Annotated in this window: 25 protein-coding genes; 3 read left to right on the top strand and 22 right to left on the bottom strand. The window is 68.2% G+C overall.

Going from position 1 to position 25026, the window contains the following annotated elements; all coding sequences use genetic code 11:
- Positions 1 to 32: 32 nt before the first annotated feature.
- Positions 33 to 1169: a carboxylate-amine ligase gene (locus tag AC5RVV_RS04435; RefSeq protein WP_494000179.1), complete on the top strand. Its 1137-nt coding sequence runs from the start codon at positions 33 to 35 to the stop codon at positions 1167 to 1169.
- A gap of 103 nt (positions 1170 to 1272) precedes the next feature.
- Here the strand turns inward: AC5RVV_RS04435 and smpB are convergent, their stop codons facing one another.
- The 14 genes from smpB to prfB all read right to left on the bottom strand — a co-directional run bounded on the left by smpB (position 1273) and on the right by prfB (position 15499).
- Positions 1273 to 1746, bottom strand: coding sequence for an SsrA-binding protein SmpB (gene smpB / locus AC5RVV_RS04440; RefSeq protein ID WP_494000180.1), 474 nt, complete (start codon positions 1744 to 1746; stop codon positions 1273 to 1275).
- Positions 1747 to 1881: 135 nt separating this feature from the next.
- Positions 1882 to 3261: a peptidoglycan DD-metalloendopeptidase family protein gene (locus AC5RVV_RS04445; protein WP_494000181.1), complete on the bottom strand. Its 1380-nt coding sequence runs from the start codon at positions 3259 to 3261 to the stop codon at positions 1882 to 1884.
- Between the two features lie 100 nt (positions 3262 to 3361).
- The gene (gene ftsX, locus AC5RVV_RS04450; protein WP_493979072.1) at positions 3362 to 4276 is read right to left on the bottom strand and encodes a permease-like cell division protein FtsX; all 915 of its coding nucleotides are present in this window, start codon (positions 4274 to 4276) and stop codon (positions 3362 to 3364) included.
- Positions 4273 to 4974, bottom strand: coding sequence for a cell division ATP-binding protein FtsE (gene ftsE / locus AC5RVV_RS04455; RefSeq protein WP_493979073.1), 702 nt, complete (start codon positions 4972 to 4974; stop codon positions 4273 to 4275). The genes ftsX and ftsE overlap by 4 nt, the downstream gene beginning before the upstream one ends.
- A 117-nt stretch (positions 4975 to 5091) precedes the next feature.
- Positions 5092 to 6033 (bottom strand): alpha/beta fold hydrolase, encoded by a 942-nt coding sequence (locus AC5RVV_RS04460; protein WP_494000182.1) that lies wholly within the window; start codon positions 6031 to 6033, stop codon positions 5092 to 5094.
- Positions 6030 to 6782 carry a 3-hydroxybutyrate dehydrogenase gene (locus AC5RVV_RS04465; RefSeq protein ID WP_494000183.1) on the bottom strand — a complete coding sequence of 251 codons (753 nt, stop codon included), beginning with the start codon at positions 6780 to 6782 and terminating at the stop codon, positions 6030 to 6032. Before AC5RVV_RS04465 ends, AC5RVV_RS04460 begins: the two co-directional genes overlap by 4 nt.
- Complete coding sequence (locus tag AC5RVV_RS04470) at positions 6775 to 7416, bottom strand: TetR/AcrR family transcriptional regulator (RefSeq protein WP_493979076.1); 642 nt, start codon at positions 7414 to 7416, stop codon at positions 6775 to 6777. The genes AC5RVV_RS04465 and AC5RVV_RS04470 overlap by 8 nt, the downstream gene beginning before the upstream one ends.
- Positions 7413 to 9008, bottom strand: a complete 1596-nt coding sequence (locus AC5RVV_RS04475) for a class I adenylate-forming enzyme family protein (protein WP_494000184.1) — start codon at positions 9006 to 9008, stop codon at positions 7413 to 7415. Before AC5RVV_RS04475 ends, AC5RVV_RS04470 begins: the two co-directional genes overlap by 4 nt.
- Positions 9005 to 10231, bottom strand: a complete 1227-nt coding sequence (locus AC5RVV_RS04480; protein WP_494000185.1) for a branched-chain amino acid ABC transporter permease — start codon at positions 10229 to 10231, stop codon at positions 9005 to 9007. Before AC5RVV_RS04480 ends, AC5RVV_RS04475 begins: the two co-directional genes overlap by 4 nt.
- On the bottom strand, positions 10228 to 11103 hold the full coding sequence (locus tag AC5RVV_RS04485; RefSeq protein WP_494000186.1) for a branched-chain amino acid ABC transporter permease: 876 nt from the start codon (positions 11101 to 11103) through the stop codon (positions 10228 to 10230). Before AC5RVV_RS04485 ends, AC5RVV_RS04480 begins: the two co-directional genes overlap by 4 nt.
- Positions 11100 to 11900: an ABC transporter ATP-binding protein gene (locus AC5RVV_RS04490; RefSeq protein WP_494001278.1), complete on the bottom strand. Its 801-nt coding sequence runs from the start codon at positions 11898 to 11900 to the stop codon at positions 11100 to 11102. Before AC5RVV_RS04490 ends, AC5RVV_RS04485 begins: the two co-directional genes overlap by 4 nt.
- A gap of 128 nt (positions 11901 to 12028) precedes the next feature.
- Entirely contained in the window at positions 12029 to 12793 is a 765-nt protein-coding gene (locus AC5RVV_RS04495; protein ID WP_494000187.1) for an ABC transporter ATP-binding protein, read from the bottom strand.
- Positions 12794 to 12909: 116 nt separating this feature from the next.
- The gene (locus AC5RVV_RS04500) at positions 12910 to 14115 is read right to left on the bottom strand and encodes a substrate-binding domain-containing protein (protein WP_494000188.1); all 1206 of its coding nucleotides are present in this window, start codon (positions 14113 to 14115) and stop codon (positions 12910 to 12912) included.
- Between the two features lie 265 nt (positions 14116 to 14380).
- Positions 14381 to 15499, bottom strand: coding sequence for a peptide chain release factor 2 (gene prfB / locus AC5RVV_RS04505; protein ID WP_494000189.1), 1119 nt, complete (start codon positions 15497 to 15499; stop codon positions 14381 to 14383).
- A 290-nt stretch (positions 15500 to 15789) separates the two neighbouring features.
- Between prfB and AC5RVV_RS04510 the strand changes: the two genes are divergently transcribed.
- On the top strand, positions 15790 to 17133 hold the full coding sequence (locus AC5RVV_RS04510) for a S8 family peptidase (protein ID WP_494000190.1): 1344 nt from the start codon (positions 15790 to 15792) through the stop codon (positions 17131 to 17133).
- 59 nt (positions 17134 to 17192) lie between these two features.
- Here AC5RVV_RS04510 and AC5RVV_RS04515 read toward each other — a convergent pair whose 3' ends face one another.
- The 7 genes from AC5RVV_RS04515 to AC5RVV_RS04545 form a co-directional block, all read right to left on the bottom strand.
- Entirely contained in the window at positions 17193 to 17606 is a 414-nt protein-coding gene (locus AC5RVV_RS04515; RefSeq protein ID WP_494000191.1) for a pilus assembly protein TadG-related protein, read from the bottom strand.
- An 89-nt stretch (positions 17607 to 17695) separates the two neighbouring features.
- Positions 17696 to 18145, bottom strand: a complete 450-nt coding sequence (locus tag AC5RVV_RS04520; protein ID WP_494000192.1) for a hypothetical protein — start codon at positions 18143 to 18145, stop codon at positions 17696 to 17698.
- Between the two features lie 70 nt (positions 18146 to 18215).
- On the bottom strand, positions 18216 to 18560 hold the full coding sequence (locus AC5RVV_RS04525) for a TadE family protein (protein ID WP_494000193.1): 345 nt from the start codon (positions 18558 to 18560) through the stop codon (positions 18216 to 18218).
- Between the two features lie 106 nt (positions 18561 to 18666).
- Positions 18667 to 18894: a hypothetical protein gene (locus AC5RVV_RS04530; protein ID WP_494001279.1), complete on the bottom strand. Its 228-nt coding sequence runs from the start codon at positions 18892 to 18894 to the stop codon at positions 18667 to 18669.
- A gap of 53 nt (positions 18895 to 18947) precedes the next feature.
- Positions 18948 to 19889, bottom strand: a complete 942-nt coding sequence (locus AC5RVV_RS04535) for a type II secretion system F family protein (RefSeq protein WP_494000194.1) — start codon at positions 19887 to 19889, stop codon at positions 18948 to 18950.
- On the bottom strand, positions 19886 to 20740 hold the full coding sequence (locus AC5RVV_RS04540) for a type II secretion system F family protein (protein WP_494000195.1): 855 nt from the start codon (positions 20738 to 20740) through the stop codon (positions 19886 to 19888). The genes AC5RVV_RS04535 and AC5RVV_RS04540 overlap by 4 nt, the downstream gene beginning before the upstream one ends.
- Positions 20737 to 21963, bottom strand: coding sequence for a TadA family conjugal transfer-associated ATPase (locus AC5RVV_RS04545; RefSeq protein WP_494000196.1), 1227 nt, complete (start codon positions 21961 to 21963; stop codon positions 20737 to 20739). The genes AC5RVV_RS04540 and AC5RVV_RS04545 overlap by 4 nt, the downstream gene beginning before the upstream one ends.
- 206 nt (positions 21964 to 22169) lie before the next feature.
- Here AC5RVV_RS04545 and AC5RVV_RS04550 point away from each other — a divergent pair, with 206 nt between their 5' ends.
- The gene (locus AC5RVV_RS04550) at positions 22170 to 23987 is read left to right on the top strand and encodes an ABC transporter ATP-binding protein (protein ID WP_494000197.1); all 1818 of its coding nucleotides are present in this window, start codon (positions 22170 to 22172) and stop codon (positions 23985 to 23987) included.
- A gap of 52 nt (positions 23988 to 24039) precedes the next feature.
- Here the strand turns inward: AC5RVV_RS04550 and AC5RVV_RS04555 are convergent, their stop codons facing one another.
- Positions 24040 to 25023 (bottom strand): glycosyltransferase family protein, encoded by a 984-nt coding sequence (locus AC5RVV_RS04555; RefSeq protein WP_494000198.1) that lies wholly within the window; start codon positions 25021 to 25023, stop codon positions 24040 to 24042.
- Positions 25024 to 25026: the final 3 nt, after the last annotated feature.

Below are 25026 nucleotides of genomic sequence, written 5' to 3' on the forward strand. Positions count from 1 at the left end.
CAGCGTGCGGTCGCGGGACTTACGCTCAAACCATGGTTGTGGGCCGGCCCCCAGGCACGCCGCCGCCGGCGTCCACCCCGGCAACGTTCGGCATCGAAGAAGAATTCCTGTTGATGGACCCGCGCACTGGCTTGCCGGTGACGACCGGCCCGGCGGTGCGGGCCGCCCTGCGCCTGGGAACCACCCCGGAATGGGTGAGCTACGAGTTGCTCGACTGCCAGGTGGAAACCTCGACCCCGGTGTGCCGCCAGCTGTCCGAAGCTGCGGACGCCCTGCTGGACTTCCGTCACGAGCTGGCCCTCAGCGCCGCGGCAACGGGCGCGGCCGCGGCCGGCATCGGCGTGATTTTCGACGCCGACCTGCGCCCGGCAGCCGTGACCGACAACCCCAGGTACCGCAGCATCGCCGAGCGTGCGCCGGCCCTGATCGCCGACCAGTACGTGACGGGCATGCACATCCACGTCGAAGTGGCAGATCCGGAGGTGCGGCTGCAGGTCCTTAACCGGCTGCGTCCCTGGCTCCCGCTGCTCACGGCGGTAGCAGCCAACTCACCGTACTGGCGGCACGCGGACAGTGGCTTCGCCAGCTGGCGCACCATCATGTACCGCCGCTGGCAGGTCCAGGGCTGCCCGCCGTTCTTCGCGGACCTGCACGACTACGGCGTCCGCGTGCGGCAGTTGTACGCCTCCGGGGTGGTCCCGGATCCCGGGCACCTCTCCTGGCTGGCAAGGCTGGCCGACCACTACCCCACTATCGAGGTCCGGGCCGCCGACAGCCAGCTAACCGCGGCCGACAGCGTGCTGCTGGCCGGGCTGGTCCGCGCGCTGGTCGCCACCGAGCAGGCCGCCGTCCTCGCGGGGCGCCCGGTCACCAACTTCCATCCGGAACACCTGGACGTGGCGCTCTGGCAGGCGGCCCGGTTCGGGTTGTCGGAGAAACTGGTGCATCTGGACTCGGCCACCCTCTGGCCCGCGCACGATGTCCTCGAACTCTTGCTGCGACATATCGATGAGGCGTTGGAGCAGCACGGGGACGGCGGCTGGGTCCGCGAGCAGGCCGCACGGCTGCGGCTGGAGGGCAACGGTGCGCAGCGCCAGCGGAAGGCGCTGGCCCGCGGCGGCCTGCCCGGGTGGCTGGACTTGGTGCGCCGGTCCCTGACGGCGGGCTGATGCCACACAGGGCTCTCCGGCCGGCGGCATGGCGGGCGGCCGCGGAAGGAACAGGGCGTCTCCCGCCCGCGGCATGGCGGGGCGGCAGCGGTGAAGCAGCTGCTCAGGCCCCGCGGTTCTTTTCCCGCATCGCGCGCAGGGCCTCGCGGTTGTCCTGCTTCTCGCGCAGCGTCTGGCGCTTGTCGTAGTCCTTTTTGCCGCGGCCCACGCCGATCTCCACCTTGGCCAGGCCGTCGTTGAAGTACAGCTGCAGCGGAACAATCGTGTAGCCCGACTCCCTGGTCTGGCGGGAAATCTTTTCCAGCTCGGCCCGGTGCAGCAAGAGCTTCCGCCGGCGCCGGGCGGCATGGTTGGTCCAACTGCCGTTGAGGTATTCCGGGATGTAGACGGATTCCAGGTACAGCTCATCGTTATAGAAGATGGCGAAGCCGTCCACCAGCGAAGCACGGCCCTCGCGCAGAGACTTCACCTCGGTCCCCATCAAGACCATGCCGGCCTCGTAGGTGTCCATGATGTGGTAGTCGTGCCGGGCCTTTCGATTGGTGGCCACTACCTTTCGGCCACTTTCTCTGGGCACGGGGTACTCCTTCGTCGTCGGAACGTTCCATTATAGCGGCGCCACGGCAGGAGCGCCGCCGCGGTGTTACCGCCGCATAAGCCGCAGCGGCGTCACGGCCGGATAAGCCGCAGCCCCGGGTGCCGCCGCCGAAACCTAGAGCAGGTTCATCGGATTGACGAAGCTGCCATTGACGATGGTTTCGAAGTGCAGGTGGCAGCCGGTGGAGTTGCCGGTGCTGCCCACATAGCCGATCAGCTGGCCGCGGCCGACGCTCTGGCCGGCGTACACCACGTAGCGGGTCATGTGGTAGAAGTTGGTGTCCAGCGCGTTGCCGCCGACCACGCCGTGGCTCATCGTCACGCTGTTGCCGCCGCCCCAGACCGTGCTGTCCGCGCGGGCCACGGTGCCCGCCGCCGGCGCGTAGATCGGCGTGCCGCAGGCGGAACCGTAGTCGATCCCGCTGTGCATGTAGCCGCCGGTGCCGTAGAAGTCCATTGTGCCCGCCGGAGTGGGCCGCCAGCCGTAGCCGGACGTGATGGGCCCGTTCACCGGGTTGATCAAGCCAAAGGACGACGGCGCCTGGCTGGCCGGCGGGGGCGGCGGCACCCTTGGGACCAGCTGCGGCACCGGCTGGCCGCTGTTGCGCGCGGCCTGCTGTGCCGCCTTGATCCGGGCCTGTTCCCGCTCCCAGGCTTCCTGGGCCTTGCGCCGCTCCTCGGCCTCGCGCCGGGCCTTCTCCGCCGCCTCGCGGCGCAGCCGTTCCTGCCGTTCCTTGATCTGCGAGAGCACCTGGTTCTGGGCCTGCTCGGTCTTGGCGAGCTCCTGCTCGATCTGCGGCTTCTTGGCCTGCAGGCTGTCCGACAGCGCCGAGGTCTCGGCGATCAGCTGGTCGACCTTCTGCTTTTCGGCGGCCGCCTCGTCGCGGGCGACTTGTTCGGCCGCCAGCGCCTCCTCGGCCTGCGCCTTCAGGTCCCGGATTTCCTCCTCCACGGCTTCCAGCCGCGCCCGGGAGTTCACATTCGTCGCGTTCTGCTGGGCCAGCTTGTCCAGTGCCGCGTTTTGGCTGCGCAGCGCCTGGTCTGCCAGGTCGATGGTGCTGGCCAGGTTGGCGTCGCCGTCGGAACCGAAGAACAGCGAGAGGTTGGACGGCACCCCGCCCTGCTTGTAGGCCTGGGTGGCAATCTGGCCGATGACCTTCTTGGTTTCCTCCAGCTCCTCGGCATCGCTGGCCAGTTGCTGGTTGATCTTGTCCTTGGTCTGCAGCGCCAGGTCCACGCGCTGCGCCAGTGCGGCCACCTTGTTGGCGGCGGCGTCCACCCGGCCCTCGGCCTCGGAGAGCTTTTGCTGCGCCGCCGGCAGCCGGCTCTGGTGCTGCTTCAGCTCCTTGACCGCCTCGACGATGTCGGCGTTGAGGAACTCCAGCGACGATTCGATCTGCTGGATTTCCTGGTCGAGGGCGGCCTTGCGGTCGTCGAGGTCGTCTGCCTGGGCGGGGCCGGCGGAGCCCAGCGAGAACGCGAGCAGGGCGGCCATGGCGGCACTCAAAATCCCTTGCGGAAGGCATTTCTTCCGCGGCTTAGTACGGCTCACAGCCTGGCTCCCCAATGTCAAGTTCTGTGCACGTTTCATGAGTCTAGACCTTAAGGTAGCGGCGCAGGGTCAAAAGGGACGATATTCCGGCCAGGACGGCGCCCAGCAGCACCAGCGCGGGACCGATCACCAGCATGGTGCTGGAGGAAATGAAGGCCGTGTCGGGGTATTGGCTGGCCAGCCAGCCGCCGATGAAGAAGTGCGCCACGGCCCACAGGGTGACCGAGGCCAGCAGCGCCCCGAGCACGGCGGCGATCACCCCTTCCAGCACGAACGGCAGCTGGATCACGGCCTTGGAGGCACCGACCAGGCGCATGATGCCGGTTTCCCGGCGCCGGCTGAAGGCGGAAAGCCTGATGGTGGTGGCGATCAGCAGGATGGCGCAGACAATCATGACGACGGCGATGCCCACCGCCACGAGCGAGGCGATGTTCATGACGCTGAAGACCTTTTCCAGGATCTCGCGCTGGTCCACCACTACTTCGACGCCGGGCAGCGAGGAGAAGATCTCGTTGATGACCTCGTACTTCTGCGGATCCACCAGCGAGACGCGGAAGGACTCCGGCAGCTGGTCGGCCGTCACCGAGTCCACGATCGGGGAGTTCGCGAACTGGTCGCGGAAGTGGCCCAGGGCATCGTCCTGCGACTCGTACAGGTAGGTGTCCACGTACTGTTCCACGGCCGGACTGGTCAGCGTGGCCTCGATTTCCGCACGCTGCTCGTCGGTCACGGGGCCGGCCGCGCAGCTGGCCGTCGTCGAGGTGTCGACGCACAGGAAGATGGCTACCTGGACCTTGTCGTACCAGTAGCCCTTCATCTGGTTGATCTGCATCTGCAGCATGCCGGCCGCGCCCACGAAGCTGAGCGAAATGAAAGTCACCAGCACCACGGAGACCACCATGGACAGGTTGCGGCGCAGGCCGGAACCGATTTCGCCGAGGATAAAAGCCAGCCTCATTTGGCCTCCTCCGGTTCGCCCAGGTAGATGCCTTCGGACTGGTCGCGCACCAGCACGCCGTCGCGCAGCTCGATTACGCGCTTGCGCATTTCGTTCACGATCACGTTGTCGTGCGTGGCCATCACCACGGTGGTGCCGTTCTGGTTGATCCGGTCCAGCACCTTCATAATCCCCAGCGAGGTGGTCGGATCCAGGTTGCCGGTGGGTTCGTCGGCCAGTAGGATCCCGGGCTTGTTCACGACGGCGCGTGCGATGGCGACGCGCTGCTGCTCGCCACCGGAGAGCTCGTGCGGCATGCGGTGGTCTTTGCCCTCCAGGCCCACGGTCTTGAGCACTTCGGGCACCGTCTCGCGGATCACCGCCCGGCTGCGCCCGATCACCTGCATGGCGAACGCCACGTTGGCGAAGACTGTCTTGTTGGGCAGCAGCCGGAAATCCTGGAACACCACGCCGATGCCGCGGCGCAGTTTGGGCACGCGCCAGCTGGGAATGTTGGCCACGTTCTGGCCGGCGACGTAGACCGAGCCGCGGGTGGCGCGGTCTTCTTTCAAAACCAGGCGGATGAACGTGGATTTTCCGGACCCGGACGAGCCGACCAGGAACGCGAAGTCGCCGCGGTCGATCTCCAGACTGATCTTGTCCAGGGCCGGACGAGAGTTCTGGTCGTAGATCTTCGTGACGTTATCGAATCGAATCATGACTACTTTGTGCCTCAGGCCGAGGACGAGGGCTTGTGCTTGGGGGAAGAAACCTCAGCCTCTCGACTATAGGCACGCAGTCTTGAGTTTATCCTGCAGCTTGTTCGGTGTGTCGTTTCACCGCACCGGCCCCTGGCCCGCGGCCCATCCCGCCGCCCGGCCGGCCATGGCGTCGCGCACCGCATCGGCCACCGCCGCCGCGCCCGGGCGGTCCATGACGATGGTGTAGTGGTTGGTTCCGGCGACCTCGCGCACCCGCAGCGCCGGCAGCCGGCGCGCCCAGCCGGCCACGTATCCGGGCGTGTACAGGCCCGCGTCTTCGTTCAGCAGGCCGCGCGGGGCCCGCAGCAGCACCGCCGGAACAGCGAGTGATTCCAGCGCTTCCATCAGGACGGCGCCGCTGTTCAGGTCGGCGGTGTCGCGGGCCATCGCCTCGTAATTCGTCGCCGGCCGCAACAGCGGCGGTTCACCGGCGAGGTCGTAGTCCACGTAGTCCTCCACCAGCGCGTTCCAATGCTCGGCGAACGCCGGGTGCACCCGCCAGAAGTCCCGATACGCCTCCCGGGTGGGGAACGTCGCGGCCAGCCGTTCGGCGGCCGGGCCGAGCACCGACTGGATGACCTCCTCGTCGCTGAGCCCGGCCGGCACCTGCAGCGGCAGGCCGCCGTCGACGAGCACCAGGGACTCCACCAGCCGCGGGTGGCGCCGGGCCAGCACCACGGAGGCGAACGCCCCCATGGAATGGCCGACGACGACGGCCCGGCCCACGCCGTGCGCCGCGAGCACCTCCGCGAGGTCGTCGGCGTGCGCGGCCATGCCGAACGGGCCGGGCAGCCCGTTGCTGCGGCCGCGCCCGCGCAGATCCGGGGCGATCACCCGCACGCCGTCGAGCTCCTGCGCCAGCAGGCCCCACGTGCGGTGGGAGGCGGTCACGCCGTGCACGGCCAGGATGGCCGGCGCCTCGGCGTCCCGGGGTCCCCACACGCCGGTGCGCAGGGTGCCGCCGCGGACCGGCACGTCCAGGGCGGCGTAGGGCAGGGCTGCGGGTTCGGCGCTCATCGGCTGGACCATCCGCCGTCCATCGTGTAGGAGGCGCCGGTGACCATGCCGGCGTCGGGCCCCGCGAGCCAGCACACCAGCGAAGCCACCTCGTGCGGCTCGACCAGGCGCTTGACGGCGCTCTCGGTGAGCATCACCTTCGCGACCACTTCTTCCGGCGGCAGCTGGTGCATCCGGGCCTGGTCGGCAATCTGCTTCTCGACCAGCGGCGTCTTCACGTAGCCGGGATTGATGCAGTTGCTGGTCACGCCGTGCGCGCCGCCCTCCAGCGCGGTGACCTTTGAGAGGCCCTCCAGCCCGTGCTTGGCGGAGACGTACGCGGATTTGTAGGCGGACGCCCGCAGCCCGTGGACGGAAGAGACGTTGATGATCCGGCCGAAACCGCGCTGGTACATGCCCGGCAGCGCCGCGCGGATCAGCAGGAACGGGGATTCGAGCATCAGGCGAAGCATCAGCCGGAAGGCCTCCGGGTCGAACTCCTCGATGGGGTTGATCCGCTGTATCCCGGCATTGTTGACCAGGATGTCGGTGTCCACCGCCGCCGTTTCCAGCGCCCGGGTGTCGCTGAGGTCCACCTGCCACGGGACCCCGCCGATCTCCTGCGCCACCCGTTCGGCGGCCGCGCCGTCCAGGTCGGCCACGGTGACCTTCGCGCCGCGTTCGGCCAGGGCCCGCGCGCAGGCCTCGCCGATGCCGCTGGCCCCGCCGGTCACCATGGCGCTGCGGCCCGTCAGAGTCTTCTCAGCCATGGGTGGGTCCTTCCGTCGTCTGCTGTCCGGGCGCCAGCGCCCGCTCAATGAACTGCATCATCTCTTCGAATACGTGGTCGGGCACTTCCCGCGGGACGGGCTGCGCACCGTCGTCGTCCTCCCAAAGCACCCAGCGCATGCCGATCAGTTCGCCGATGCCCATCAGCGCCCACGCCGCGACGTTCGGGTCCATCGGACGGACCTCGCCGGTGGCCTGCGCCGCCTTCAGTCCCTCAATGTAGCCGTTGACAATGCGCGTGTAGTGCATCCGCAGGGCGCCGGGCGACACGAACTCCGCCTGCCGGATGATCCGGTAGAGCGCGGGGTGTTCGGCGGTGAAGCGGAAGAACGCCTTGAACCCGGCCCGCTCGGCCTCCAGCCGGTTCTCCGCCGACTTCGCCGCCTCGGTCATCGCGTGGCGCACCCGCCGGTTGAGGTCCTCGACGACCTCGTCGAAGACGGCCTGCTTGCCCTCGAAGTAGAGGTAGAAGGTGCCCAGCCCGACGTCGGCCTGCTCGGTGATCTTGACGATCGAGGCCTCGTGGTAGCCCACCGACGCAAACACCGCTTCGGCCGCCTCCAGCAACTTGGCCCGCGTCCGAGTGCCCCGGGCGGTGCGTGGTGCAGCGCTCATGATTCCTGCTCCGATCCTGCGGTCAGCGGGTGGCGGCCGGGGCGGACGGCGGCCTCCCGCAGCCTCCCCCGAACCACCTTGTTCAGTGCGGTGCGCGGCAGCGCCGGCACGAAGGCGAAGCGGCCGGGGACCTTGAAGGCGGCCAGCTGCGCCCGGCAGTGCTCCGCCAGTTCCTCGGCGTCGGTGATCCGGCCCGGCCGGACCACCACGTAGGCCAGCCCGGTCTCGCCCCAGCGTTCGTCGGGAACCCCGACGACGGCGGCCTCGGCCACCGCGGGATGCGAGAGCAGGACCTGCTCCACCTGGGCCGGGGCCACGTTTTCGCCGCCGGAGATGTAGAGGTCCTTGATCCGGTCCACGATCCGGAAGAAGCCGTCCGCGGTGCGTTCGACCAGGTCGCCGGTGCGCAGCCAGCCGCCGGCGAGCGCCGCCGCGGTGGCGTCCGGGTTCCGGAAGTAGCCGGCGAACACGCCCGGTCCCGAGACCAGCAGCTCACCGGTGGCCGCGCCGTCGAGGATCCCGCCGGTGGCCGGGTCCGCCACCGCCACGCTGACGTGCGGGTAGGGCTTGCCCGCGTAGCCGATCATGGAGGCCGCGTCTTCGTTGGGCAGGCAGAGCACGTTGGGCGAGGCCTCGGTCAAACCGTAGCCCTGGCTCAGGGCCACTCCCCGCTTGTGCCAGATCCGCAGCAGCGGCGCGGGCATCGACGCGCCGCCGACGATCGCGTGCTGCAGGCTGGACAGGTCGGCGGACGCGAAGCCGGGGTGCTCGGCCAGCAGGGCGTACTGGGTGGGGACGCCCATCATGGTGGTGACCCTGCGTTCGGCGATCAGCTGCAGCATCCGGCCGGCGTCGAACGTGCGTTCCAGCACCACCGTGGCGCCGGTCCACCAGGCCAGCAGCGGCTGGATGTTCCAGCCGCCCACATGGAACTGCGGCAGCGCGGCCAGCACCACGTCGGAGCTGGAGAGCTCCATGGTCCGCGACAGCGAGAGGTTGGTCCAGAAGCAGTTGGCGTGGGTGAGGATGGCGGCCTTGCTCGGCCCCTCGGTGCCGGAGGTGAAGATCATCAGGAGGGCATCGTCGTCGCGCACGTCCCGCTGCACGGGCGCCCCGCTGCTGTCCAGCCGGCGGGTGGGGCCGGGCACGTGCCGCTCCACCCCGGAGGGCCCCAGCGCGGCCGTGCGCGGCGGCAGCGGGAGCATCGTGGCGGCCGCGGCGGCCAACGCGTCGAATTCATCCTCCACCAGCAGCAGCGCCGGGTCCGCCAGCTGCAGCTGCTCGGCGATCTCCCCGGGCGACAGCCGCCAGGACAGCGGGACCAGCACCAGGCCGGCCTTGGCGCAGGCGAAGAACAGCACCACGTGGTCGGCGGAGTTGCCGGTCAGCGTGGCGATCCGGTCCCCCACCCCGTAGCCGGCGGCGCGAAGGCCCGCGGCCAGGGCGACGGCCCGGGCATCGAGGTCGCGATAGCGCAGGCTGACCCCGCGGTCGTCGATCGCCACCCGGTCGGGGGTGGACACCGCGCGGTCGGCGGTCCAGCGGCCGAGGGTATGGAGGCCGCCGGCGGGCGGATGGGGCTGCAGGTTCACTCGGCTTTCTCCAGGATGTCGCGCTGCCGGGCGGCTGCCTGGCGGCGCTGGCCGCGGCTGAGGGTGGCCCGCTGCACCGCGCCGGTGATGCCGCCGGGCAGGAACAGGACCACCAGGATGAACAGTGTACCGAGGATGAACAGCGGCTCCGAGAGCGGGATCCGCAGGATGTCCGGCAGGTTGGCGATGGCCTCCGACTGCGCCAGCGCCGTCAGCCGCTGGTCCAGCAGCGTGTAGAAGACGCCGCCGATGACCGCTCCCCAGCGCGAGCCCACGCCGCCGAGCACCACCATGACCAGCAGGGTGATGGTGAAGTCGGCCGAGAGGCTGCGCGGGACGGCACCGGACTGCAGCAGCAGGTAGACCATGCCGACCGCCGAGGCCAGCACCCCGCCGACCACGAACACCAGCAGCTTGACCAGGTAGGGCTGCAGCCCGATGACCCGGACGCGCAGCTCGTTCTCGCGCACCGCCGCGGCCACGTGGCCGGCGCGGCTGAACTGCACCCAGCTGACGACGGCGAAGACCACCAGCAGCACGATCAGCGCCAGCCAGTACAGGTTGCGGGTGTTGGCCACGCCCAGCAGGGCCTCGGGCAGGTTCTCCGTGGCCAGGGTCAGGCCCTCTTCGCCGCCGGTGACCTGGCCCGGGTTGCGGCCCACCAGCACGTGGCCGGCCTCCGCGAAGGCCAGGGTGACCATGGCGAACGGGATGCCCGTCACGCGCAGGCCGACCGCTCCGACCACGTGGGCCAGCACGATGACCAGCAGCAACGTCAGGCCCATGGCCGGCAGCAACGGGATGTCGAACGTGTCCAGGATGACGCCGAGCCCGTAGACCCCGGCGCCGAAGTACAGCGCATGGCCGAAGGACAGCAGGCCGGTGACGCCGAGCAGCAGGTGGTAGCTGAGCGCCGCGGCGGCCATCAGCATGCACATGGCGATCAGCTGCAGCGAACCCGGGGTGTAGGTGGGCCCGGGCAGCACGCCCGGCAGGGACAGGTTCAGCAGCGGCAGCAGGGCCAGCAGCACCACGGCCGCTCCCCCGGCGGCCCACTTGAGCAGCCCGCGGACCCCGCCGGCGGCAGCCCCGCCGTCGTTCCTGCCCTTCCGTCCGCGCCGCGGCGTCCTGTCTCCGGCGCCCGGGGTCTCGGCGTGCCCGGCGGTTGCGGCGGCAGGATTCGGCTGCGCGTCCGACTGCGGGTCGGTCTTGCTGGTGGTCATGATTTCCTCCCGAGCAGGCCGGAGGGCCGGAAGAGCAGGACAAGGGCCAGGGCCACGACGACGACGAAATCCCCGGTGCCGTTGAGGTAGAAGTTCGCGAACTGCTGCAGCAGCGCCACCACCACCGAGGCGATGGCCGCGCCGGTGAGCGAGCCCAAACCGCCGATCACGGTGACGATGAAGGCGAAGATCAGCAGCGATCCGCCCAGCAGCGGCGAGACGTAGCCGAAGTAGTGGCTGGCCAGCACCCCGCCCAGGCCGGCCGCGGCGCCGCCGATGGCGAAGACCAGCGTGAACGCCTTGCGGACGTCGATGCCCAGCGCGGTGACCATGGAGCGGCTTTCCACGCCGGCGCGGATGATCATGCCGTAGCGGGTGCGCTTGAGGAAGAACACCAGGCCCAGCAGCACGAACACCGCCGCGATGATGGCCACGAAGCGGTCGTTCGCGATGTCGGCGCCGAGGATTCTGGTGGTCTGGCTGAACCATTCGGGTCCGGAGATGTAGACCGGGTCGGTGCCCCAGATCCCGTCGAACAGCGCGACCGATGCCAGCGAGAGGCCCACGGTGACCAGGACCTGTTCGATGTGCCGCTCGTACAGCTTGCGGATAAGCACGAACTCGGTGAAGGCGGCGAACAGGGCCCCCACGACGGCGCCCACCAGGAGCGAGCCGAGGAAGGTCCACCAGTTGTCGGCGCCGGCGCGGCGGGCCACTTCCCAGCCGGCGAACGCGCCCAGGGTCAGGAAGGAGCCGTGCGCGAAGTTCAGCACGCCCATCAGCCCGTAGATCAGGCTCAGCCCGGAGGCCACCAGGAAGTAGAGCGCGCCCAGGCCCAGGCCGGTGACGGTCAGCAGGACGATGGTACTCACTTGTGCACCCCGTTCGGGTCGGTGCCGGTCTCGGAAAGGGATACGGCGGCGGGGGCCGTGTCCCGGCCGTGCGCGCCGGCGGCGGGGCCGGCCTCGTCGTCGTGCCCGCCTTCGGCGTGGACGCCCAGCAGCCGCTGGGTCAGGTCTTCGTTGTCCAGGAAGTCCAGCGCGCTGTCGGTGGTGTGGACCACCCGCCCGCCGGACAGCACCACCGCGCCGGCGGCCAGCTGGCGGACCACCTGCAGGTTCTGCTCCACCAGCAGGATCGGCACCGTTGCGGCGGCCCGCTCCAGCGTCTCGGAGACTTCCTGCACGATCTTGGGCGCCAGGCCCTTGGTCGGCTCGTCGATCAGCAGCAGCTTGTTCTCATTCAGCAGCGCACGCGCCAGCGAGACCATCTGCTGCTGCCCGCCGGAGAGTGTCCCGGCCATCTGCGCGGCGCGCTTGAGCAGGTCGGGAAAGAGTTCCTCCACCAGCTGCCGACGCGGGGAGGCGTCCCGTTCGGCCAGCCGCAGGTTCTCCGCCACGGTCAGCTTGGAGAAGACCTCCCGGTCCTCGGGGACGTAGCCCACGCCGCGGCGGATGATCTTGTAGGTCGCTTCCTTGTCGATCCGCGTGCCGTCCAGCGTCACGCTGCCGCTGCGGGAGATCAGGCCGATGATTGCCTTGATGGTGCTGGTCTTGCCTACGCCGTTGCGGCCCAGCAGGGCGGTGATGCCGGTGGCCGGCACGGAGAAGCTGACGTTCTCCACCACCTGCTGGCCGGCGATGTGCGCGCTGAGCCCCGCCACCTCCAGGACCGGGCGGGTGTGGCGGTCCGGCCGTGCCGCGGCCTGCGACGTGGCTGCGGCCGTGGCGGTGGTGGTCGTCGCGGTGGGCGTAGCAGCGTCCTGCGGCGCGGCCGCGCGGCTTTCCGGGTGCTGACTCATACGGGTTCTCCCAGGTAGGCGCTCTGGACGGTGGGATTGGCCATCACCGCGTCCGGGGTGTCGATGGCCAGCAGCTTGCCGTGGTGCATGACCGCCACGCGGTCGACCAGCCCGAGGACCACGTCCATGTGGTGCTCGACCATCATCACGGTGCAGCCGCGGTCGCGGTGCATCCGGCGGATGATCGCGCTCAGCCCCGGCACGTCGCCGGAGGCCACGCCGGCCATCGGTTCGTCGAGCAGGATGACCGAGGGGTTGCCGGCCAGGAGCATGGCGATCTCCACCTTGCGCTTGTCGCCGTGGGCGAGGTCTCCGGCTGCGGTGTGCAGCTTGTCCTCCAGCCCGACCTCGGCCACGTTCTGCTTCGCGGCGGCGGTCGCGGAATCCGTCCGCGAGGGGAACCGGAAGACCGTGACGCTTCCGCCGAGCGCTGCCTGGGCCGCGAGCCGGACGTTTTCCAGCACGCTGAGCCGCGGGAACAGGCTGGAGGTCTGGAATGTTCGGCCCAGGCCGGCGCGGGCGCGGCTGTGGATCGAGGCCGACGTGACGTCCTTGCCGTCGAGCGTGATGGAACCGGCCGTCGGCTTTAGGACGCCGGAGATGAGGTTGAACAGGGTGGTCTTGCCGGCACCGTTCGGTCCGATCACGCCGACCATCTCTCCGGTCGCAACGGAGAATCCGACATCCTCGAGGATGCGGGCGCCGCCGATCTGCAGGCCGAGGCCCTGCACCGTGAGCGCGGGCTGAGCTGGGGAGGTCATCATGTCACTTTCTGTCCGGTCGAGGACCCTGTCCGCGGGCCGGGGCACCGCCGCCGGTTAGGTCGGCGGCGCCCCGGTACTGCAGCAGTGCGGGCCTGCCTGTGGTTGTGCTGCGGTTACTTTGCTTCCGGCGGAGCCACCGTGTCGGCCGGAATGGCCTTGATCAGCTCAGGCACCCACTCGCCGTCCTTCTCCACGAGCTTGGCCTGGTACATCTCCTGCAGCAGCGCGTGGTCGGAGGCACGGATGGTCGTCTCGCCCTTGGGCCCTTCGAAGCTGTAACCCTCCAGCGCCTCGACCATAGCGTCGACGTCGTTGCCGCCCTCCTTGACCGCCTGCACGATCATCTGGCCGGCGACGAAGCCGTCTGGGGTGAAGAGGTCGGCCTTCTTGCCTTCTGCCTCAACGCTTTCGATCATGGCCTTCTCCACGTCGTTGCCGGCTGCTCCCGGGAAGTAGTGGTTCAGGAAGCTGATCTTGTCCGAGGCCTTGCCGTAGGCCCCGAAGGTCGCGGCGTCGCCCAGGCCGGTCACGATCGGGGCGGCGTCGAACGCGCCCTGCTGGCTCAGTGCCTGCCACATGGATCCCGACGTTGCGCCGGCCCAGGCCACGAAGACCAGATCCGGCTTGGCGTCGATCAGTTGGCGGGCGAACGGCGTGAACTCGGTGGCGTCTTCGGGTACCAGCACGTCATCGACTTCGGCGCCCTGCTCGCCGAGGACTGCTTCGACGGCGGCGAGGTTGCCCTGGCCGAACGCGTTGTCCTGGCCGAACACCACGACCTTCTTGCCCTTGAGGTCGTCCACGAAGGTGCCCGCGGTTGCTACATCCTGCAGGCTCTGGCGGCCGGAGCGGAAGGTGTAGTCGTTAATGCCCTGCAGCGCGTCCGTGGCGGCGGGGCCGGAGATGTAGAGCACCTTATTCTGCGCGGCCTGCTCCGCGAGCTTCAGCGCGATGCCGGACACCACGGTGCCGGCCAGGATCTTGTAGTCCTTGCCGATCAGGTCCTTGGCGACGTTGACCGCCTTGTCGGGGTCACCGCCGTCGTCGTGGTAGGTCAGGTTGAGCTTGGTGCCGTTGACCTCGCCGGTGCCCTCGGTGGCGTAGTCGATGCCTGCCTGGAGACCCTGGTAGTAGGCCGCGCCGTAGGCGGCCAGCGGGCCGGACTCGGAATAGACGATGCCCACGTTGATGCTCTCGGGGGCCTTGCCTTCCTCGCCGGCCGCGCCGGCGGTGTCGCCGCCGGCGGACGGCGCGCACGCGCTCACGGTCAGTCCGGTGACCAGCGCCGCGGCCATCAGGAACTTCTTCGTTGCCTTCACTCCGATGCCTTTCGTTGAAAAATCTCTTGAGGAGTAACTCTGGAACTGTCTGAACCTGATGGTCAGGTCCCCCAACCTGAAAGGTGATTCAGATTACGGCAAATCTATGGTGTGGCTCACAGAGGTGTCAACAGTCGCGCCGGGTCGCGAAGGTCACGATTCGGTTGCAGGCCCCTGATGGTCAGGTACAGGCGCACGCCCAGACGACAAAAGCCCGGCCGCTCCTGGTGGAGCGGCCGGGCTTCGCGCGACAGGCAGTTGCTGGCTAGTTTTCCGCGTTGCGGTTGTTGGCGCGCCAGCGGATGCCGGCGTCGATGAAGTCGTCGATTTCGCCGTCGAGCACCGCGCCCGTGTTGCCGACCTCGTGTTCGGTGCGCAGGTCCTTGACCATCTGGTACGGATTCAGCACGTAGGAGCGCATCTGGTCGCCCCAGGACGCCTTGACGTCGCCGGCGAGCGCTTTCTTCTCGGCGTCCTGCTGCTCCTTCTGCAGCAGCAGCAGCCGGGACTGCAGCACGCGCAGCGCGGCCGCGCGGTTCTGGATCTGGGACTTCTCGTTCTGCATCGAGACGACGATCCCGGTGGGGATGTGGGTCAGCCGCACGGCGGAGTCGGTGGTGTTCACCGACTGCCCGCCCGGACCGGACGAGCGGAACACGTCCACCTTGATCTCGTTGTCCGGGATGTCGATCGAGTCGGTCTGCTCAATCAACGGGATGACCTCGACGGCGGCGAAGGAGGTCTGGCGCCGGCCCTGGTTGTCGAAGGGGCTGATCCGCACCAGGCGGTGGGTGCCGGCCTCCACGGAGAGGGTGCCGAAGGCATAGGGTGCCTTGACCTCGAACGTGGCCGACTTCAACCCGGCCTCTTCGGCGTAGGAGGTATCCAGCACCTGGGTCGGGTAGCCATGGCGTTCCGCCCAGCGCAGGTACATGCGCATCAGCATCTCCGCGAAGTCGGCGGCATCAACGCCGCCGGCGCCGGAGCGGATGGTCACCACGGCCTCGCGCTCGTCGTACTCACCGGAAAGCAGCGTGACGACTTCGAGTTCGGAGAGCGCCTTCTTGAGCGAGGTCAGTTCGCTGGCCGCCTCGGCCATGGAGTCCGCGTCGCCGGCGTCCTCCTGGCCCAGTTCCACCAGGACTTCCAGATCGTCGATCCGTGCCGCCAGCTTCTCCAGCCGTTCCAGTTCGCTCTGGCGGTGCGAGAGCCTGGAGGTGATTTTTTGCGCCGCGGCCGGGTCGTCCCACAGATCCGGCACGCCCGCCTGCTCGCTCAGCTCGGCAATATCTTTGCGGATCGCCTCCGCGTCGGAGACGGCTTCAATGGATTCATACGTGGCGCGCAGGGCGCGGATTTCAGCGGGAAAGTCGATCTCAGCCATGGTCCTCCCAGCCTACGCCATGGCGGGGAATCCTCTGTCCCGCCAAGACGGCGCCTGACAGCCCCTAGCTCAAGCGCGGGCGCGTGCAATAACCTTTGGAGAGTGCGGGATGCAGGTGCCGCGTATGGGGTTGGGGCCTGATCTAAATCCACTTATTGGGGGAGGCTGCAATGCCCAGTCAAAGTCACGGATCTGTTCAGGGCCTGCGGAAGAGGCAGAAGCCCGAAAGCCGGCAGGACGGCCCGCGGTCAACCACATCGCGAAGAATCCTGGGGGTCTTCGGCGCTCTCGTGCTGGCCGCAGCAACCGCCGTCGCCGCTTCCGGACCAGCCGCCGCCGAACCTGCTGCCGCTGGGGCCGTCGCCGCGGGCGCCGCCGCCGCGGGAGAAGAACACGGCTACACGGTCGTCCTCAAGGACAGCATCGGGAATGTCGATTCCACCGCCACGGCCCACGGGGAGAAGTACGGGTTTACGCGGTCCAACACCTACGAACACGCGCTGAAGGGATACTCCGGCACCATGACGGCATCGGAGGCGCAGCAGCTCGCCGCCGACCCGGCCGTTAAATTCGTTGCGCCCGAGCGGCAATTCGCGTTGCCGGAAAACGTGGGCGGCGCGAATAACGGAACCAGCGGCGCCGAATTCCTCCCGCCCGGGTGGTTGCGGGTCGGCGGCACAACAGAGGAGGCGGCCGAGGACGGTCGGCAAATTACGGTCAACGCCGCCGTGATCGACACCGGTATCGACAGCACCCATCCCGACTTGAACGTGCGCGGCGGGGTGGACTGCTCGTCCGGTACTCCGGTCGAGGTAGCTCCCGTCGACCTGTTCGGGCACGGAACCATGGTCGCCGGGATCCTTGGCGCGAAGAACAACAACGCCGGGATCATCGGCACCGCGAGCGGCGCCCCGCTGTGGTCCGTCCGGGTTATCGCAGACGACGGCACCATCACAGAAAGTGCCCTACTCTGCGGCGCCGATTGGGTGGTCTCCACTCACACGGATGAGGACCCGGGCAACGACATCAGGGTGGCGAACATCAGCATCGGCAGCCCCGGCCAAGAGCAGGGAACCTGCGGCAACGGAGTCGATCCCCTGCACCAAATGATTTGCCAAGGCGCCGAGCAGGGGGTGGTCTGGACGGTCGCGGCCGGCAACGAGACCGCGGACTTCTCGAACACTGTTCCGGCCGCGTATGACGAGGTGCTCACCGCCACCGCCATGGCCGACTTCGACGGCCGCCCCGGTGGGATGGCAACAGCGAACTGCAGCGGATACCCTTTTCCCACCCCCGACGACGAGTTCGCCCTCTTCTCCAACTTCGCCACGCAGCCTGCCGACCAGGAGCACACCGTCGCAGCTCCCGGGGTGTGCATGACCTCTACGGTCCCGGGCGACCGGTACGCGAACTCACACGGCACCAGCTTTTCCAGTCCAATCGTCGCCGGCTCGGTGGCCCGGTGCCTTGAGAGCGGGGTCTGCCAGGGAGACGGGACGGCCGTGATAGAGCAATTCCGTGCAGTGGTCGCCGAGTACAACCAAGAGAATCCCCAGTATGGGTTCATCGGTGACCCCCTGCGACCGGTGCCGGGCCGGTACTACGGATACCTAACCACCGTGATGCCCTTCTAGTACAAGCAGCCAGGTGGGCCAGTTGCTCATCGGCGCCCGGCAGACTTCGGGCTGGAACCTCAGCGCCTGAGTTCCGAGCGCGCATCGCTGGAAACTGTAATCGGTATACCTGCAGGAATCATGAAGTTGACCACGGGCGGCCGGACGACCGCGCTCAGCACCACGTGCGCAGTGCGCTGCTCCAGAGAGCCGGTGTCGCCGCCTACGGTCAGCTGGTCAAACCTGCCGTATGCGCCGGTGTCGGACAAGTACCGAGAGACGGAGCCCCTTACGGACCCGTCGTCCAGCGTCGGCACGGGCGTTCCGGAACCCGATTCGACGTCGGCCAAGGTGAAAGTGTCTGCGGCAGCCAACGCGGCCCCATCCGCAACCGACAGCAACTTCTTCCGCTCGACATACACGGCGGAGGCACCCATCACCACGGTCAGGATCAACAGGCTCAGCAACACAAAGCCGATGAGCAGAACCAACACCTGCCCCTGATCATCGTTTCTGGCCCTTCGATCTCCTGCGCCGTTGTTGATGCAAACGGAAGTCCGGGCGCCTGAAGGCCTCTCGGGCATCATCGGTACCGTTCCACTATCTGGGTTGCCGAGGAATTTACCGTCGCCATGGTGAGGCCCGTGCCGTCCAGCAACGGCAACGGGATCGAAATCGAAACTTCCGTGGTGACCCAAGAGCCCGCTTCCAAACACGCTCCATTGCCGCAACTAATCCTGATATCCACGCGCTCCATGCCAAGACCGAAGTCCCCGGCAGCCAAGAGCGCCGCCTGCTGCGCGGCCTGGCCGGCAGCTGCGGCCTCATCCGACCCCGCATACACTTTCGCCGCTTGGTCCGCGGCATTCACGACGGCGAACGACGCGGCCTGCACCTGTGAGACCGCGATGACGAAATAGACCACCGGAACCAGGAGCAGCGTTCCCAGGAACACGAATTCGACGACGGCGCTCCCCCGTTCCGGTTCCTCTCCCTGCAGGCAGTCCTTTAGTCGCCGCCGCAGGTCCGTCACCGCACTCCTCCGGCAAGTTTCGGGATGGGTCCGGGCCGCCCCTGAGCCCGGCGCCCCGCGTGGTGCCCCGTCAGCGCGGAAGAGCCGCATGACCGTGAACCTCCAGCGCACCTTCGGGACCGATCAGTCCGAGCGCAGGCAGCGGAGCCCGGACCGTCACCCGTAACGTGGGGACGCCGGACCGCACAATCTCTTCAACGTGGACATCCTGGCCGTAAGTGTCGGTCAGCGAAGCCGAGATCAAGTCAACCGTCCTTTCGTGCGCGTCGGCGGCGCCTCGATCGGCCAAGGTTCCGTAGCGAGCACCCGACCCCGCGGCGTCGATGAGCGTGTTGCGCACGTGCAGGACCAGGCTCAGCTGCATGATCGACACGAATATCAGGGTGAGGACACCGCCCACCAACACGAAGTCCACGCTTGCGGAGCCTCGGTCGGAACGGTCCCGGCCCGGAGCGGAACCGCTGCCGACGCCGGCAGCGGTGGACGGCCGCGCTCTGCCGGCCCTTTCCCTTGATCCCATGTCAGGGCTGGGTCACGCGGCCGATGGCGTCGTTGAACAGTCCTTCCAAAGCCGGTTTGGCCAGGGCCAGGATGCCTGCCACGAGCACGGCCGACATCAAGGTGATCATCACCCACCCCGGCACATCTCCGCGTTCGCCATCTTCGGCCTGCGCCGCACGACGTAATCGATCCAGACCTCCGCTCCACAGCAGTGAAATCGTGACGGTGAACATGAGCGGGAGTTTCATCATGGTGTAGTTCCTTCCCTTTGACCCCCAGTGAGAAAATTCCTCGGTGGACTTCACCAGCCGAGATTGATCAGCGCCAGGCCCGGATACACGGCGAACAGCACGGTCAGCGGCAAGACCCCGAAAATCAGCGGCACCATCATGCCGATTTCCTTCTTTCCGGCCGACTCCATCAGGTTCCGCTTCGCCATGTCGCGCACGTCCTGGGCCTGCGCCCGCAGGACGTCCGCCAGCGGAGTTCCGCGCTCGACGGCCACGGTGATTCCGTCAACGAACCGCACCAGCGCTGGCAAGCGGGTGCGGTGTGAAAAGTCCTGCAAGGCCGTCAACATCGGCATACCGGATCGCGTTTGTGCGAGCACCACCGCAAATTCGCCGGCGAGTTCGCCCTGGGCGCTGCGGCAGATCCTCTCGAGTGCTCCCGTAGCGCTCTCTCCAGCGCTGACCGCAAGTGCCATCAACTCCGCCAGGCTGGGAAATTCCGCCAGCATCTTTTCCTCACGGCGTCGAATTTGGACACTCAGAAGGTAATCCCGCATCATGAACCCGCCCATAGCCAGGCCCAGGGTGACAATCACCGCAAGTACCGGGTCCAGCGAATTTCCTGCCGCCGAGGTAATCGTCCACGCAACGCCGATGACGAAACCCGCCGCCGCCCACAGCAATTGTTCAGCACGGAAATCGACGGTTCCCTGTCTGCGTCCGGCCTGCAGCAACCGCTTGGACAACAAGGTGGAACCGAAATTGAACTTTCCAAGCCAGGTGACCGAGTCACGGAGCACCGGGCGAAAAATCCGTTCCAGGGGGCCAAACGGGGTGATGTTTCCCTGTCCGCCGTCGAGCAGCCGCGACTTCATCTCGATCGACTTCAACTGCGGGGCGATCCGGTCCGCGAAACGCCTGCGGCGTGCGAACGGCAGCCGGACGACCGTCAGCCAGAGGCCGAGACCCAACGTGATGCCCAATAACGCCGTCGTTGCAGCTGTGTGATTCACCGGAGCACCCGCTCCTCTTCGGGGAGCGACCCAATGCGCAGCATCAGTCGATAACACACGATCGACACCACGAGCCCGCCCAGCAGGACGGCCGCCCCTGCGGTCGTGTTGTAGGCAGCCACAGCTTCCGGCCTGGTAGCCAACAGCATCAAGATGATCCAAGGCGCGGCAACAGCGAGCCGGGCGGCGTTGACAGTCCAGGATTGGCGGGCCTCCAGTTCACTGCGGGTCCGAGCGCTGTCGCGGAGGAAATCCGCCAGCGTCCCGAGCAACCTGCCCAAGTCGGTACCGCCGACCTCACGAGTCAAGCGCAGGGCCTCCACGATGCGGTCGGCCACCGGATCGGACAGCCTTGTTTTGAGCCGCTCCAGCGCGTCGTCGAAATTCCCGCCCGCTCGGTAGTCGGAGGCAAATTCGCTGAAGGCCGGCCGCAGCTCCACCGGACCTCGCGTTCCCAACTGCACCAGCGCCTCGGGCAGCGAGAGTCCTGCCCGGATGGCCGACCGGAGGTGGTCAACGGCGTCCGGCCAGATTTCGCGCAAGACGGCGGCGCGGCGGCGAGCCCTCCAACTCACCAGGGCGAACGGGAGCCATCCCCCGAACAAGCCGAAACAGGCTGCGATGGGACCGGACGCTGCGAGTGCAAACACCATCAGGAAAGTCGCAGCTGCCATTGCCACGCAGCTCGCTATCAGCGCGCTCGGCGACACCCTCTCGATGCCTGCCTGGCTGATCATCCGCTGGAGCCGGCCCGGCCGCTTCAGCCGCACCTGCGGGGGCGGTTTTTCCCAGCACGACCACCAAATCAAAAAGAGCCCCACGCCGCCAAGGAGCCCCGCCGCCGTCGTCATGGCACCGGTTCCAACAGCTGCATGACTTCATATCCCGCGCGCGCGAACTTCTCCTCCGCGGGGCTGGCAGACGGACTCACCTCAAGCTGGCCGCCCTGGCTGCTGAACAACGTGGACGTTTCGATAATCCCGTTCTCCACCCGTCGGCCCAACGAAACGATTTCCGCGACCTGCCTCCTGCCGTCCGGCCGACGGACACAGTGGACCACCAGGTCGATGCACGATGCCACAGTAGGAACCACGAAGGCGGACGAGATGTTCTGCCCAGCCAGCAGCGGCAGGGTGCAAATCTTGGTGATGGCATCGTGCGCGCTGTTGGCATGGACCGTGCACATCCCCGGTAACCCGCTGTTGAGTGCCACGAGCATGTCAAGGCTTTCGGCCTCCCGGACCTCACCGACAATGAGCCGGTCGGGCCTCATGCGCAGTGCCTCCTTGACCAGCCGCCGCAGCGGTATGGCGCCCTCCCCTTCAAGATTCGGTTGCCGGCACTGCAGCCCCACGACGTCGCGCAGGGGCAGTTGCAGTTCAAAGATCTCCTCCACCGTGACCACCCGCTCCCGGCTGCCGATAGCGGCAGCCAGGCAGTTGAGCATGGTGGTTTTGCCCGCCTGCGTTGCTCCTGACACGAGGATGTTCAGTCCGCTGCTGACCGCCGCTCCCAAGAATCGGGATGCTTCCGGCGTCAGCGAGCCCAGTTCGACCAGATGTTCCAACCGCGAAGCACGGGCGATGAACTTCCTGATGTTGACCGCCCAATGCCGGCGGGTGATGTCCGGAATGACAACATGCAGCCTCGATCCGTCCGGAAGAGCCGCATCTACGAAGGGCGCTGACAAGTCCAGGCGGCGCCCGGACGACTTCAACATCCGCTCCACCAGGTCCGCCACCTGCTGCTGGGTGAGCGAGACGGACGTCAGTTCGGATTCGCCGCCTCGGGCTACATAGACCTCGGACGGAGAGTTGATCCAGATTTCTTCGATCGAGCGGTCGTCCAGCAGCGGTTGCAACGGACCGAACCCGGCCACGGCGTCAAAAACGTACTTGCGTGCAGCATCCAAGGGTCCGAGCGGCGGAAGAGATCCCAGCAAGGACCGTTCGTCATAGTCGGTCACCGCGGCTTCGACCAGCCGTCGGACCTCCGGACCTTGGCGGACAGGGTCCAGGCCTCGTTGGCGGATCAGCTCTCGGACCTCCCCCTCGACGATCCGGAGTCCCTCCATCCCTTCTCCCCCCTCAGAGTTCGGGCGCAACCCCCGCCGCGCGAAGCTGAGACTTGCGGCAGGGTGTCCACCGACCCTAGCGGCCGGTCTTCGGACCGGCCAGCCCCCGCATCCCGATTGTGGAAAAACCGTCCCATCTTCGATCCGCCGCTGGCCAGTAGTCGTCGCGGGTGATAAGGGCGCGATGGAATAGGCTGAGGGGCAGTATGAAAAGCATCCTCGACGTTCTTGTGCCGCTGCTGCGTACCCTGCCCGAGGGCAGCCGGCGTTTCCTGACCGGCTACGGCGCGGCGTCGGCGGCGCTGGCACTGCTGGACGTCGTCGCCCTGGGGTTGATCGCCGCCCTCCTGCCGGCCCTCGTGGGCAGCTCCGACGCCGAGCTGCCCGTCGTGGGCAACGTCGCCGAAAACGGGCTGGCCCTGCCGCTGCTGGCGTTCATCTGCCTGCTGATCGTGCTGAAGGGAGTGCTGGCCGTCCTGCTGCTGCGCTTCGCCACCAAGCGCTTTGCCCGGCACGAGGTGGCCATCGGCGACCGCCTCTTTGCCGCCTACCTCGCCTCTCCGTGGGAGAAGCGCCTCGGCCGCAATTCGGCCGAGATCGTGCGCTCCGTGGACGTGGGCGTGGGAATCACCGTCTCGGGTGTCCTGATGCCGGCGATGAGCCTGTTCGGCGAGCTGGGCACCCTGGTGGCGGTCGTCGTCGTGCTGTTCGTGGCCCAGCCGCTGATCGCGGTGGTGACCATGATCTACCTGGGCCTGGTGGCGCTGCTGCTGGCCAAGGTGATCTCCCCGCGCGCCGTGGCCATCGGGCGGGAGAACCGCGAATGGTCCAATCGCACCGCCAAAACCCTGTACGAGGCGCTGGGCGCGCTCAAGGAAATCACCTTGGCCGGCCGCGGGCCCGAGGTGCAGGAACAGGTGCACGGCACCCGCACCAAGTCCTCGATAGCGCGTGCCGGCGCCATCCAGATCTCGCAGATCCCGCGCTACGTGCTGGAGACCGCCCTGGTCCTGGGCTTCGCGCTGCTGGGCGGCGTGGGCTACCTGACCGGCGGACCGGCCGGGGCGGTCAGCGCCGTCGGGCTGTTCGCCGTCGCCGGTTTCCGGCTGATCCCCTCGCTGACGCGCATGCAGGCCGTGCAGTCCTCCGTGAATACCAGCGCGTCCTTCGCCCGGCAGATCGTCGAGGACATCCACGAGGGCGAGGCGGAAATGTCCCGGCTGCGCGACGAGCGCCCGCAGCACGAGCTTCCGGACAACGCCGCCGACATCGAGCTGCAGGACGTCGCTTTCAGCTACCCGGATACCGCGGCGCCGGCCCTGCACGACGTGAACATCCGGATTCCGGCCGGCAGCCACGTGGCCTTCGTCGGGGCGTCCGGCGCCGGCAAGTCGACGATGGTGGACCTGCTCCTGGGCCTGCTCGAGCCGAGCCGCGGGCGCATCCTGGTGGGCGGCGAGCCAATGGAGTTCGTGCTGGATTCCTGGCGGCGGCGAATCGGCTACGTCCCCCAGGAGGTCTCGCTCTTCGATGCCTCGATCGCGCAGAACGTCGCCCTCGCGTGGGACCAGTCTCGCGTGGATCGCGAGCGCGTGACCGTTGCGCTGCGGCGCGCGCAGCTGCTGGACACGGTGCTGGGCCGCGACGGCGGCCTGGACGCCTTGGTCGGCGAGCGCGGCATGGCACTCTCCGGCGGGCAGCGGCAGCGGCTCGGCATCGCCCGCGCCCTCTACGACAACCCTCGGGTGCTCGTCATGGACGAGGCCACCTCGGCGCTCGACACCGCCACCGAGGCGGCCGTGACGACGGCGATCCGGCAGCTGCACGGTGACGTCACCGTCATCACCGTGGCGCACCGCCTGGCGACGATCCGCGACGCCGACATCGTGTTCTTCATGCGCGGCGGAACGGTGGCCGCTGCCGGAATCTTCGACGAGGTGGTGGCCACCGTGCCGGACTTCGCCGAACAGGCCGCCCTCGCCGGCCTCGGCAAGACCGGGAAGCCGGTGGAAGAACACCGCTGAGCCGGCGCCCGCCGCCCGGCAGCTCCAGGCCCGCGGGCAGGAGCCGGCCGGTCTATCCGGCCGCGGCCTCGGCGTAAAGTCCTGCCAGCCGCTGCACCAGGCGAACCGGGTCGTGGTGTTCGCCGAGCCAGGCGCGGCCGCCCAGGGCCGCGGACGTGCGGGACGGGTTCTCCAGCGCCGCCGCGGCCGCAGCCGCGAGCGCGTCGGCCGACTCCCCCTGCAGCACGGGAGGCGACAGGTAGTACCCCTCCCCAGGCTGCATCACCACGGGAACACCGATGCCGATGGCCTGCAGTTCGCTCATGGCCAGGATGCCGGCCGCCTGGCCGATCACCACGTGCGCCGACGCGAGCCAACGCAGGTACGCGGGCTTGGGCATCTTCGGCACCATCACGACGCCGAGTTCCGCCGCCCGGGAGGCGCCGCCGCCCCACTCCAGCCCCTGCAGCTCCACCTCTGCGCCGGCGGCAACCTGCAGGGCACGCACCAGCTCCAGCTGCCGCCGGCCGCCCTTGGAGTCATCCCAGCGGGAAGCGAAAACGATCCGCGGCCGCTCGGCGGGCCGCCACTCGGGCAGTTCCTCCAGGTCCACCGGGTTCGGCAGGTACACGGCGTCGGGGCGGGCCGATTCCGCGTGTTCGCGCAGGTCGGGGGTGGAGTACAGCACCTTCACGGCGTGGTCGGCGCCCCACTGCAGCGCGGGCCGGCGGACGGGATCGTAGTACTGGGTGCGGATATCCGTGCCGTGGAAATGCAGCACGAAGGGCTTGACCGGTCTGGACCGCACGACGCCGATCCGCGACCCCGAGTGCACATGCAGCAGGTCCGACCGCAGAATGGCGGCCGCCCGCCGGGCCTGCCACACGGCACCGGCGGCCAGCTTCCCCGCCCGGCCCACGGCCGACGACGGCGCGCCTTCCGGCGGGATGACGTTGAAGTGCCGCCACGGACGCCCCGCCCGCCGGCCGTACTTGACCAGGGTGGCACCGACGTCGGCGGCGTCGTAGATGTGCAGGACGCGCGGTTCTGCCGCCACCGC

This window comes from Arthrobacter sp. MDT2-34-1, from assembly GCF_059091365.1.